Annotated in this window: 11 protein-coding genes and 1 tRNA gene; 8 read left to right on the top strand and 4 right to left on the bottom strand. The window is 60.4% G+C overall.

Annotated features, from left to right (window positions below; genetic code table 11):
• Position 1 precedes the first annotated feature (1 nt).
• The 5 genes from ugpC to QZ564_RS01595 all read left to right on the top strand — a co-directional run bounded on the left by ugpC (position 2) and on the right by QZ564_RS01595 (position 5637).
• A complete protein-coding gene (ugpC, locus tag QZ564_RS01615; RefSeq protein WP_297103711.1) occupies positions 2 to 1087 on the top strand; it encodes a sn-glycerol-3-phosphate ABC transporter ATP-binding protein UgpC in 1086 nt (361 codons plus the stop codon).
• Positions 1088 to 1254: 167 nt separating this feature from the next.
• Positions 1255 to 2004, top strand: a complete 750-nt coding sequence (locus tag QZ564_RS01610) for a sugar phosphate isomerase/epimerase (RefSeq protein WP_297103709.1) — start codon at positions 1255 to 1257, stop codon at positions 2002 to 2004.
• A gap of 2 nt (positions 2005 to 2006) precedes the next feature.
• Positions 2007 to 3149 (top strand): Gfo/Idh/MocA family oxidoreductase, encoded by a 1143-nt coding sequence (locus QZ564_RS01605; protein ID WP_297103708.1) that lies wholly within the window; start codon positions 2007 to 2009, stop codon positions 3147 to 3149.
• 165 nt (positions 3150 to 3314) lie between these two features.
• A complete protein-coding gene (locus QZ564_RS01600) occupies positions 3315 to 4373 on the top strand; it encodes a sugar phosphate isomerase/epimerase (RefSeq protein WP_297103706.1) in 1059 nt (352 codons plus the stop codon).
• 112 nt (positions 4374 to 4485) lie between these two features.
• Positions 4486 to 5637 carry a Gfo/Idh/MocA family oxidoreductase gene (locus QZ564_RS01595; RefSeq protein ID WP_297103704.1) on the top strand — a complete coding sequence of 384 codons (1152 nt, stop codon included), beginning with the start codon at positions 4486 to 4488 and terminating at the stop codon, positions 5635 to 5637.
• 31 nt (positions 5638 to 5668) lie between these two features.
• Here QZ564_RS01595 and QZ564_RS01590 read toward each other — a convergent pair whose 3' ends face one another.
• The 3 genes from QZ564_RS01590 to QZ564_RS01580 all read right to left on the bottom strand — a co-directional run bounded on the left by QZ564_RS01590 (position 5669) and on the right by QZ564_RS01580 (position 7041).
• Positions 5669 to 6532, bottom strand: coding sequence for a TraB/GumN family protein (locus tag QZ564_RS01590; protein WP_297103702.1), 864 nt, complete (start codon positions 6530 to 6532; stop codon positions 5669 to 5671).
• Positions 6533 to 6630: 98 nt separating this feature from the next.
• A complete protein-coding gene (locus tag QZ564_RS01585; RefSeq protein ID WP_297103700.1) occupies positions 6631 to 6936 on the bottom strand; it encodes an ETC complex I subunit in 306 nt (101 codons plus the stop codon).
• Positions 6937 to 6964: 28 nt separating this feature from the next.
• Positions 6965 to 7041, bottom strand: a tRNA-Pro gene (locus tag QZ564_RS01580).
• Between the two features lie 102 nt (positions 7042 to 7143).
• On the opposite strand from QZ564_RS01580, the gene QZ564_RS01575 reads away from it, so the two are divergent.
• The gene (locus QZ564_RS01575) at positions 7144 to 7896 is read left to right on the top strand and encodes a phosphatase PAP2 family protein (protein ID WP_297103698.1); all 753 of its coding nucleotides are present in this window, start codon (positions 7144 to 7146) and stop codon (positions 7894 to 7896) included.
• On the opposite strand, the gene metC is transcribed toward QZ564_RS01575, so the two are convergent.
• Positions 7878 to 9065 carry a cystathionine beta-lyase gene (metC, locus tag QZ564_RS01570; protein WP_297103696.1) on the bottom strand — a complete coding sequence of 396 codons (1188 nt, stop codon included), beginning with the start codon at positions 9063 to 9065 and terminating at the stop codon, positions 7878 to 7880. The two genes, QZ564_RS01575 and metC, sit on opposite strands and share 19 nt — an antisense overlap.
• A 218-nt stretch (positions 9066 to 9283) precedes the next feature.
• On the opposite strand from metC, the gene QZ564_RS01565 reads away from it, so the two are divergent.
• Positions 9284 to 10300, top strand: coding sequence for an amino acid ABC transporter substrate-binding protein (locus QZ564_RS01565; protein WP_297103694.1), 1017 nt, complete (start codon positions 9284 to 9286; stop codon positions 10298 to 10300).
• A 175-nt stretch (positions 10301 to 10475) separates the two neighbouring features.
• Positions 10476 to 12011: an ABC transporter permease subunit gene (locus QZ564_RS01560; protein ID WP_297103693.1), complete on the top strand. Its 1536-nt coding sequence runs from the start codon at positions 10476 to 10478 to the stop codon at positions 12009 to 12011.
• The last annotated feature ends 6 nt before the right edge of the window (positions 12012 to 12017 follow it).

Genomic DNA, 12017 nt, shown 5'->3' with positions numbered 1-12017 from the left:
CATGGACTATTCCATTCAGGTCAAAAATCTGACGCTCAACTTCGGCAATGTCAGCGTTCTCAAGAGCCTTGATCTCGATGTGAAGGAAGGCGAGTTCATCGTCCTCCTCGGCTCATCGGGTTGCGGCAAGTCAACCTTGCTCAACTGCATTGCCGGTCTGCTCGACATCACCGACGGACAGATTTTCATCAAGGGCAAGAACGTTACCTGGTCCGAGCCGTCGCAGCGCGGCATCGGCATGGTGTTCCAGTCCTATGCGCTCTATCCGCAGATGTCGGTTCGCGGGAACCTTTCGTTCGGCCTCAAGAACGCCGGTTTGCCCAAAGCCGAGATCGAACAGCGCGTGAAGCGCGCTGCCGAAATTCTTCAGATCGAACCTCTGCTCGAACGCAAGCCCGCGGCCCTGTCCGGTGGTCAGCGCCAGCGCGTTGCGATTGGTCGTGCCCTTGTGCGCGATGTGGACGTCTTCCTGTTTGACGAACCACTCTCCAACCTCGACGCCAAGCTGCGCTCGGACCTGCGAGTGGAAATCAAGCGCCTGCATCAGCGGCTGAAGAACACTATGGTCTATGTGACCCACGATCAGGTCGAAGCCATGACCTTGGCCGATCGCATCGCGATCATGCGCAATGGTGTCATCCAGCAGTTCGATACCCCCAGCGGCGTCTATAACCGCCCGGTCAATCTCTACGTCGCCAGCTTTATCGGCTCGCCGTCCATGAACTTCTTCGAGGGCAAGCTGACCGACGGTGGCAAGACCTTTGAGTTCGCCGATCTGCGCATCCCCGTTGGGGACTATGCCTTTGATAGCAAGCCCGCGGATGGGACCAAAGTGGTCCTGGGCATCCGTCCCGAGCATGTTTCGATCGGGGAGGAAGCTGCCAAGTCCAGCTTCTCTGTTCCCTGCGAAATCGAAATCGTTGAACCGATGGGCGCGGAAGTCGTCGCCTATACGCGCGTCGGCGGGCAGACTCTGACCTTCCGCTGCAGCAGCGACATCGAACTCAAGGATGGAGACAAGGTCACCCTTGGCTTCGATATTGCGCGAGGCTCCATGTTCGACGCCACAAGCGAGCGGCGCCTGTAGATTTCCCTGAAAAGCGAAAGGCGCCTATGGGCGCCTTTCCGCCGATTTTGGCACCCGATTTTACTTTTGCGGCAGTCGTTCTGTCCGGGCGCAGCGACGCTCGCCCCTGGTGAGGCTATCTCCCGGCGCGACCTGACTACGCACTCAATTTCACGATGAGGCCTAACATGGATTTTTCCTATCAGCTTTATAGCGCCCGCAACGAGGCGTCCCTCGACGAGACACTCAAGACCCTTGCGGGCCTGGGCTACACCCAGGTTGAAGGCTGGGGCGGCCAGTTCGCCGACCCGGCAGCACTCGCCCAGAGCCTCAAGAATGCCGGCCTGACCATGCCGACGGCTCATATGGGCTACGGCCAGTTGGAGGATACCGACGCAGCCCTCAAGATCGTCGATACCGTCGGCATCCAGACCGTCTATTGTCCAGCACCGCCTTCCGAGGCCTTCCGCACCGGTGGTGGCAACTGGCAGGAGTTCGCTGAGGGTCTCGCCAGGATCGCCGCGGCCTTCAAGGCGGCCGGCAAGGGCTTCGGCTATCACAACCACCACTGGGAATTCGGCAAGGACGCCAACGGCAAGACGCCGATCGAGCTGATCCTCGAGGCTTCGCCCGACACGCAGTGGGAAATGGACCTCGCCTGGGTCGTCCGTGCCAATGAAGATCCGATCTTCTGGATGGAAAAGCTGGGCAACCGCATCACCGCAGTCCACGTCAAGGACATTGCCCCTGCCGGTGAAAAGACCGATGAAGATGGCTGGGCGGATGTGGGGACTGGTACCCTGGACTGGCCGAATTACATCAAGGAAATCAAGGCCAAGACCAAGGCCCGCTACTTTGTGGCCGAGCATGACAAGCCGAGCGATGCCATTCGCTTTGCGCGCAATGCCGCAGCCGCCCTGAAGGGCTACGGAGTCTGACAATGGCAAAGACCTTTGGCGTCGGCATCATGGGTGCCGGCAACATCTCCGCCGCCTATCTCCGACTCGCGCCCCTGTTCAAGGGTCTCGAAGTGCGCGCTGTGGCCGATATTCGTCCGGAAGCAGCAAAGCTGCGCGCAGACGAGTTCGGCGTTGCCGCCCAGACTCCCGATGAGTTGCTCAAGAACAGCGAACTGGACGTCATCGTCAACCTGACGATCCCTTCGACGCACTATCAGGTGTCCATGGACATCGTGTCGGCCGGCAAGCATTCCTATTCGGAAAAGCCCTTTGTGCTGACCGTTGAAGAAGGTCTGGCCCTCAAAAAGGCTGCGGACGAGCGGGGCCTCAAGGTCGGATCGGCGCCCGACACATTCCTCGGCGGCGCCCACCAGCAGGCGCGCGAGATCATCGATAGCGGCAAGCTCGGCAAGATCATGAGCGGCACGACGCACGTGATGAGCCGTGGCATGGAGCACTGGCATCCCAATCCGGACTTCTTCTTCCAGCCCGGTGGCGGCCCCATCCTCGACCTCGGTCCGTACTACATCACCGATCTGGTGCATTTGCTGGGACCCGTGAAGAAGCTTTCGGCCTTCACCAATATGGCGCGTGCTGAGCGGGTCGTGACTGCCGACGGTCCAAACAAGGGCAGCATCATCAAGGTCGGCACCCCGACCACCATCCACGGAATTCTCGAGTTCCACAACGGTGCCGTCGTCACGATCGGCGCCAGCTGGGACGTTGCGGCTCACGGCCACCACAATATCGAGCTCTATGGCACGGACGGCTCCATCTTCGTGCCGGATCCGAACTTCTTCGGAGGCGACCTGGTCACCACGGGCATCGAGGGCACCCGCACTCCGGTCGAGCCGTGGGACCATCCCTTCGGCAAGCCCAACCAGGATCTCGACAAGGCCACTCCGCGCGCCAACTATCGTTGCGCCGGCCTGGCAGACATGATGCAATCCATCGAGACGGGCGAAACCGCGCGCTGCGGCCTCGACGTTGCCTTGCATGTCGTGGAGGTCATGACGGGCCTGCTCGAGGCCGGTGAGACCGGACAGGTGTTGACGCTGAAGACCACCTGCGAGCGGCCACGGGCACTCGGAATCGCCGAAGCACGGGCCTTGCTGCGAGCTTGATGAACGTGCCTCATTGACAGGCTCGCGATGCCGGTCAAGATTAGCGCCTAACATGTCAGGGCGGCGAGAAATCGCCGCCCGTCATATATGCGGGGCCACAACCCGCAGTGACTAAGGGACTGACCCCGTCCATGCGGCTTGCGGGGCAACAAGAGGAGAAACCACATGGCAACCACCATCAAGGGCCCGGCAATATTCCTGGCTCAGTTCGCGGGGGACACTGCGCCCTTCGACACGCTCGACAATATCTGCAAGTGGGCGGCCGATCTGGGCTATAAGGGCGTGCAGATCCCGAGCTGGGTTTCCAGCTTCATTGACCTCGAGAAAGCCGCAAATTCAAAGACCTACGCTGACGAGATCAAGGGCGTCGTCAACAGCCATGGCCTTGAGATAACCGAATTGTCGACGCACCTGCAGGGCCAGCTGGTTGCTGTGCATCCGGCCTATGACACGGCTTTTGACGGTTTTGCGCCCGCCAGCGTCCATGGCAATCCGAAGGCCCGCCAGGAATGGGCTGTCCAGACCATGCTGCACGCTGCCAAGGCCTCTCAAAACCTTGGGCTGACTGGCCACGCCACTTTCTCCGGCGCTCTGGCCTGGCCCTATGTCTATCCCTGGCCACAGCGCCCCGCAGGCCTGGTCGAGGAAGCCTTTGACGAACTGGCCCGCCGCTGGACGCCCATCCTCAATGCGTTCGACGAAGCCGGTGTCGATGTCTGCTACGAAATCCACCCCGGCGAAGACCTGCATGACGGCGTCTCGTACGAGATGTTCCTTGAGCGCGTGAACAACCATCCCCGCGCCAATCTCCTCTACGATCCGAGCCACTTCGTGCTGCAGCAGCTCGATTATCTGGACTACATCGACATCTACAAGGATCGCATCAAGGCCTTCCACGTGAAGGATGCCGAGTTCAATCCCACAGGCCGGCAGGGCGTCTATGGCGGCTTTCAGTCCTGGGTGAACCGGGCAGGGCGGTTCCGCTCGATCGGCGATGGCCAGGTCGATTTCCCGGCAATCTTTGCCAAGATGGCCGCCAATGATTTCAAGGGCTGGGCCGTGCTGGAATGGGAATGCGCCCTCAAACACCCCGAGGATGGCGCACGTGAAGGTGCCGAGCTTATCAAGAGCTACATCATCCGCGTGACCGAAAAGGCCTTCGATGACTTCGCCAGCGGTGGTACGGACCAGGCGGCAAATCGTAAGATGCTGGGTCTGTCCTGATCGGGACGCCCCTTCGGTCGTCATTGCCCGGCTGGTCCGGGCAATATGCTGGCCACTCGGTCAATCCGGGTGGTGACGACCGGCGAAAGAATGCAGAATTGGGAGAGACAAAATGGCAGAAAACGGCGCTAAGCCCATTCGCCTGGGCATGGTTGGTGGCGGTACGGGGGCCTTTATCGGCTACGTTCATCGCATAGCATCGCGCATTGACGGAGACTTCGAACTGGTCGCGGGCGCTCTCTCGTCCCGCCCTGAGGTCGCTAAGGAATCCGGCAAAAACCTGGGTCTGGCGGAAGATCGCGTCTACACCTCCTATGAGGAAATGGCCAAGGCCGAAGCCGCGCGGCCCGATGGCATCCAGGCCGTGTCCATTGTCACGCCCAACCATATGCACTTCGGACCCACCAAAGCCTTCCTCGAAGCCGGCATCCACGTTATTTGCGACAAGCCGATCACCTCCACCCTTGAGGACGCGCGCAAGCTGCTGGACATTAAGCCGGCCAAGGGCGCCAAATTCCTGCTGACCCACAACTACACCGGCTATCCGCTGATCCGTCAGGCACGGGAGTTGGTCGCCTCCGGTGCTTTGGGCAATATCCGCGTCGTGCAGGCCGAATACGCCCAGGACTGGCTGACCGAGGCCGCGGATGAAGATAACAAGCAGGCTGCTTGGCGCACGGATCCTGCGCGCTCCGGTGCAGGCGGCGCCATTGGCGACATCGGCACTCATGCCTACAACTTGCTGCGCTTCGTGACTGGCCTGAAGACCGAAGCCGTCGCGGCCGATCTGACCGCCTTCGTGCCAGGTCGCCAGCTGGACGACAATGTGCACATCATGTTGCGCTTCGAAGGCGGAGCCAAAGGCATGCTCTGGGCCAGCCAGGTGGCGGTAGGCAAGGAAAACGGCCTCCAGCTGCGCGTCTATGGCGACAAGGGCGGCCTCGAATGGAGCCAGGAGAACCCCAACTACATGTGGTTCACCGAGTTCGGCAAGCCGCGTCAGCTGATCACTCGCGGCGGCTCGATTTCGGTGCCGCCGGCCGCCTCGATGAATGTGCGCATTCCGGCGGGCCATCCCGAGGGCTACCTCGAAGCCTTCGCCACGCTTTACAGCCAGTTTGCTTCGGTCATTCGTGGCGACGGTGCCGACTTTGAAAAACTTCTGCCGACAATGGCTGACGGTATCGAAGGCATGCAGTTCATAACCGCCTCGGTGAAGTCCAGCCAGAACGACAGCCGCTGGACCAGGTTCAGCGACGTCTAGCGAACGCGCGGTGGGCCGGCGCAGAGCCGGCTCACTGCACTCTCTTGCTGGCGTAGCCACGCGCCTCGAGCAATCGCACCACGCTGGCGTTGCCGGCCAGATGCGCGGCACCTACGACCAGCAGCGCGGCCTCGTCAGCTTCCAGCATCTGCTCGATCTGCCCGACCCAGTTGCGATTGCGGTCGTCAATGAGTCGCTCGACCATCCCGTGGTCGTATCCCCCCATCTGTTCCGTAAAGATTTCGCCCAGAGACTCGGGCTCACCTCGCGTCCAGACGTCGACCATTCGGTCTATGTCGATCTGGAGGACGTGCAGGGTATCAATCGTGGCTTCAAGCATGGCGACCTGCTCCTCCATGCTTCCACTGGCAAGAAAGCGGAGCTGTTCCTCAGGCGTTTCGAGGAAGCCGGCATGCCCATCGGGCAGTTCTGCTGATAAGACGGCCTCTACGCCAAGCGGCGCCTCGTAGCCCGCGTCAAGCAGCGGACCGGTAGAAAGCGTGGTAGCCGCCATCCAGGGCTTCATTGTCAGCAGCATCGGCATTGGAATGCCGTATTGCCCTGCTGCTGTCCGGAGCTTTTCGGTCAGTTCCTCGCCGATCAGTTCGCTGAGCAGCGTGCCATCCCGGTTGAAACCCAGTTCGTACGATAGCGGCATCACCGCCATCTGGGCCTCCATGCTCACATCGGTCTCAAAATAGACCCTTACGGCCTTGGACAGCACCTTGTCGAACAGCGGACTGCGCCATTCCGTTTCGGCGGGCAGCAAATGTACCGAGCCGAACAGCCAGACTGAGCTGTCCTCGTCACTCACCTGCCACAGCGCCGGAGCCGCCATGGGGGCAGTCGACACGGCCAACCAGAAGGGAAGCGTGAAAATTGAGCGTATCAGCATGGCCATTCCGGTGTTCACGGGCTTTGCCAATGCTACCGCCGAAAAGCAAAGCGCCGCAATCTCTTGCGGCGCAAAACCGAATCAATCTGCTAGTAGAATCAGTGCGTCCAGGGCGTCTTGCGGTCTGCCCGGAAATTGTCCGGATAGCTGACGCGCTTCGGAGTTGGCTCATGAGCCGGCTGCACCGAGTAGGGGATGCCATTGCGCTGCGCATAGGCCTCGGCCGCTTCAAGCGTATCGAATGACAGGCGCACCTGCTGGTTCATGTCCGAGCTGCTGGTATAGCCCATCAGAGGGTCTATGCTGCGGGGAACCGCCGGTTCATGCACGAGAACCCATTGCTTGGACTTGCCCTTGCCGGATTGCATGGCATTGCGGGCGGGTCGGTATATGCGGGCGGTCATGCAAAGTCCTCAACACGATGCGGGCGAATGGTCGGAGTACAAAGATTCGAACTTTGGACCCCCGGTTCCCAAAACCGGTGCTCTACCAGGCTGAGCTACACTCCGACATCGCAACCTCCAGTTAGCGTGTTCCCTGATATAGGGCAAGTCCATCCATTCGATATCACCGCGCATTGACGCGGTCGTTCAAGGATACGAAACAAGGGCATGTTTGATTTCAGCCAAAGATGGCCGCTTGGCCTCACGCACAAGAACTGGCCGGACTATCTGGCGTGGCTGATTCTGGTCCTGTTTCTGCTGGTCTTTGTCGATGTATGGGTGTCCCAGTCGGTGCAGGCCTGGCCAGACGTCTGGCGCCAGCCCTTCGCCTTCATCACCGATTTCGGACTGTCCGATTGGGTGCTCCTGCCCAGTCTTGTCGTCTTTCTGGTCTCGCTGGCCGCTGTAAGGCTCCTCAGGCCGGGTTTCTACCGGCGCGTCAGCTGGGAAATGACACTGGTGTTCAGCTTCATTTTCCTCGGCGTCGGCGCGCCGGGCCTCCTGACCAACCTGCTCAAGCGATTCTTTGGCCGCGGCCGTCCGAGCCAGTTTGACGAGAGCGGCGCCTTTTCCTTCCAGCAGCTCCTGAACGACTGGACTTTTCAGAGCTTTCCTTCGGGCCACGCCACGACCGCCATGGCGCTGGCCTTTGTCATCGGCTTCATGGCGCCGCGTTTTTTCCGGCTGATCCTTCTGGTGAGCCTGGCGACTGGAATCTCGAGAATCGTCATTGGGATGCACTATCCCACCGACGTGGTCGCCGGTTTCGCCATCGGCACCATCGGCGCCTATGCGGTTCGCAACTTCTACGCCTCCCGCCGCTGGCTCTTTGCCTATCGTCGGGACGGGTCGGTTCGTTTCAGGGGGGCGCCCAATATGCGCAGGGCCTGGCGCCGTGTCATTCAGCGCGCACGGGCATAACGCTCAAGCGCGGCACGCAGATCCGCCTTGAGGTCTTCCACGCCTTCAAGGCCAATATGCACCCTGAAGAGGTTGCCCGGCTCATTCCATGGCACCACGGTGCGTGCCTTGGTTATTGTGACCGGCAGGCACAGGCTCTCATAGCCTCCCCAGGAATAGCCCATGCTGAAAATCTGCATGTGATCGACAAAGGCCGCGACCGCAGAGCGTGGAGCGGGCTTGAGCACAAAGGCGAACAGGCTTCCTGCGCCCGTAAAGTCGCGCTTCCACAAGTCATGGTCGGGGTGGCTGGGCAGGGCAGGGTGCAGCACATGCGCCACCTCGTCCTGCGCCTCCAGCCATTGCGCGATTTCCATGGCGCGCTCTTGGTGCTCTTTCATCCGGATCGCCAGGGTCCGGAGCCCCCTTGCCACCAGGAATGCCTCGTCGCCGGACGTGAAGAACCCCAAAAGGGTCCGCAACCGCTCGATATCGTCCCAGGCCTCCCGGGTCGCCGAGATGGTGCCAGCAAAGGCGTCGGAATGGCCCACGAACATTTTTGTGGCTGCGTGCACCACGATGTCGGCGCCTAGGGCCAGCGGGCGGTGGTAGAGGGGACTGGCCCAGCTATTGTCCACGATCAGGCGGGCGCCGCCAGCATGCGCGGCAGCGGCCAGGGCCGGGATGTCTTGAATTTCAAAGGTGAGCGAACCGGGACTCTCCGCCAGTACAGCACGCGTATTCCGTTGCAAAAGGTCGGACAATCCGGCGCCGATGCGGGGGTCATAGAATCTCACGCTGACGCCCATGCGCTCAAGAAAGCCGTCCGCGAACTTGCGTCCGGGTTCATAAGCGCTGTCCGTAATCAGCACATCGTCCCCGGCCTTGAGGCACGACATCAGGGCAATTGTGATAGCTGCAAGGCCCGAAGGCACCAATTTGGTTCGATATGCCCCTTCGAGCTCGCTGACCACGCTCTCCACCGATTCGGTCGTTGGATTGCCAGCGCGTCCATAGAGATAAGCTTGGGACTGTGCGTCCAGGTCGGCGAGGGTTTTGAACAGGACTGTAGAACCGCGATAGACCGGCGTATTGACGAAGCCGAACTGATTGTCGGGATTCCGTCCAGCATGGGTAAGCGCAGTCTCTATCGAGTGGGAGCGTCCTGACTCAGGTGGATTTTCAGGCATGATTCAATGTTGCTCAAAAACGGATCACGTCGCGCGTCTGGCTAAAAAAGAGACAGAGATATTGTCTCAACCCGCCATCGACCCTTGACGTTGGGGACATAAGAAGGTTGCATGCTTAGCAGCATCCAAACCGCGCACAAAGCGGTGGTGCTGTCGGAGCCGCGGGAAAAGGTCGGCTCCGAACACACAGGGTCAGGAAACAAAAGGCAAAAATACAAATGCAAAAAGCGCTCGTATCGATCGCAATCGCGGCTTCGCTGGGTCTCGGCGCGACAGCTGTCAACGCTGCTACCCTCGATGACGTGAAGGCCAAGGGCTACATCCAGTGCGGTGTCACTGGTGGTGTGCCAGGCTTCTCGGCCCCCGATGCCAACAACAACTGGACCGGCCTGGAAGTTGACTTCTGCCGTTCCGTCGCGGCCGCCATCTTTGATGATCCGGATGCCGTTCGCTACACCCCGCTCACCTCTCAGGAGCGTTTCGCTGCTCTGTCTGCCGGTGAAATCGACATCCTGTCGCGTACCACTACCTGGACCATGAGCCGCGATACCGACCTCGGCATCGTCTTTGCCGGCGTCATGTACTACGACGGTCAGGGCTTCATGGTCCGCAAGGCCGATGGCATCACCTCGGCTCTGGACCTGTCCGGCGCTGCCATCTGCATCGAGTCCGGCACCACTACCGAGCTGAATGCTGCCGACTACTTCGAAACCCATGGCATGGAATACTCGCCGGTCGTGTTCACCGACCAGGACGAAGTTGTGAAGGCCTTTGAAGATGGTCGTTGCGACGTCTACACCACGGACTCCTCGGCACTGGCCGCTGAGCGTTCCAAGTTCGGCAACCCCGATGATTACGCGATCCTGCCCGAAATCATCTCCAAGGAGCCGCTTGGCCCGTCCGTCCGTCAGGGCGACGATCAGTGGTTCTACATCAACCGCTGGACTTATTACGCGCTGCTCGAAGCTGAAGAGCTGGGCGTGACCTCCGAGAACGTTGATGAAATGCTCGGCTCGGACAATCCTTCCGTCAAGCGTCTGCTCGGCGTGGAAGGTGATTTCGGCACCCCGATCGGCCTGACCGCCGACTGGGCCTACCGGATCATCAAGCATGTGGGTAACTACGGCGAGTCCTATGCCAAGCATGTCGGTCCGGAAACTGACATTGGCCTGGAGCGTGGCTTGAACGCACTGTGGACCGATGGCGGTCTGCAGTACGCGATGCCCATCCGCTAAGGCGAAATCCAGTTCTGGCGCCCCCTCGGGGGCGCCAGTTCGTCGTGGGCAGGTGCGACGGTTGGCATTTCGTATGGGGATAACCCGGTCGCTGGGGCGATCGGGCTAAATTGAGTCATCCCTGAAATGGTCCAGTCGGAGCCGCACTGCCCTCTGCTAGGGGGACATCCGCCACATGGCCGTCCAGGATAATCTCGCGGCACCACCGCGAACAGCCTTCTACAATGATCCGGTAATTCGAGGCATTATTTACCAGATAGTGGTCGCCGGCCTCGTCGTCGCCTTCTTGGCGTGGATCATCTTCAATACAGCCCAGAATCTCGCGGCGCAGAACAAGTCGACTGGCTTCGGCTTCCTGTTCGAGACATCCGGTTTCGGTATCAGCTTCACTCTCATTCCCTTCGATCGGTCTTCCTATTATTGGCAGGCCTTTGTTGTCGGGCTCCTCAATACCTTGCTTGTTGCCGTCATTGGCATTGTCTTTGCGACCATGCTGGGCTTCGTGCTGGGTGTCGCGCGTCTGTCCTCGAACTGGCTGATTGCCCGGTTCGCGACGGTTTATGTTGAGGTGATCCGCAACATCCCACTCCTGCTGCAGCTCTTTTTCTGGTACTTCGCCGTTCTCAAGGCCATGCCTGCGGTGCGCCAGTCGTTCGAATTGCCGCTGAGCATCTTCGTCAACCAGCGCGGCATCATCGTCCCGCGTCCGCTGCCCGATGCGGAAATCTTCTGGGTCGTAGTGGCTGCGGCCGCTGCCCTGGTCGGGGCAATAGCGCTTGTGGTCTGGGCGACCCGTGTCCGTACGCGCACGGGGCATTACCCGGTTTCCGTTGCGCAGGGTTCCCGCTTTGCCGGGGCGATCGTCGCCTTCCTGGTCGGCTATCTGGCCATCAGCATGCTGGGATCAGTCGTTCCTGCGGTGTCCGCGGTGTCGTTCCTGCCCTTGATCGGGGCGCTCGTCCTGGCCGGCCTGTCTCTGACAAAATATGGCTTCTATGGCCGGGTTTTCATCGGAACGGCGATTGGTTGGGCCGTGGCCGACTTCCTGTTGTCAGGCATGTTTGGCTGGCTCCCTCGCGGTGTTATCGTCCTGGGGGCGGCCCTGATCGCTCTGGGCGTGGCCTGGACCATGCTGACCTCGGATCGGCGCCCGGCCGCTACAGAAGGCAAGTTCCCTCTGGCCTTGCCCATCCTGATCGTCGTTGCCATCCCGGCGCTCGTCTACTGGTTGACCGGGGCAAGCCTGGCCTTCGAAATCCCAGTCCTTGAACGCTTCAACTTTGCCGGCGGGCTGCAGCTCGTGCCGGAAATGGTGGCCCTGGTTGTCGGTTTGACCATCTACACGGCCGCCTTCATTGCCGAAAACGTGCGAAGCGGTATTCAGGCCGTCAGCAAGGGGCAGACCGAAGCTGCCTCGTCGCTGGGACTGCGGGAAGGTGACCGGCTTCGGCTGGTCGTGGTGCCGCAGGCCATGCGGGTGATCATCCCGCCCCTGACCAGCCAATATCTCAATCTGACCAAGAACTCATCACTGGGTGCAGCCATCGGCTACCCCGAATTGGTCAATGTGTTCATGGGCACCACGCTCAATCAGACGGGTAAGGCTATCGAGGTGATTGCAATTACCATGCTGGTCTATCTCACGCTGTCCTTGACGACGTCGGCGTTCATGAACTGGTACAATGCGCGTGTCGCGCTGGTCGAACGGTAGGAGGTC

Origin of the sequence: uncultured Devosia sp., assembly GCF_913055165.1 — a bacterium.
Taxonomy (GTDB): Bacteria; Pseudomonadota; Alphaproteobacteria; order Rhizobiales; family Devosiaceae; genus Devosia.
This window is presented reverse-complemented; position numbering and strand designations above follow the sequence as displayed.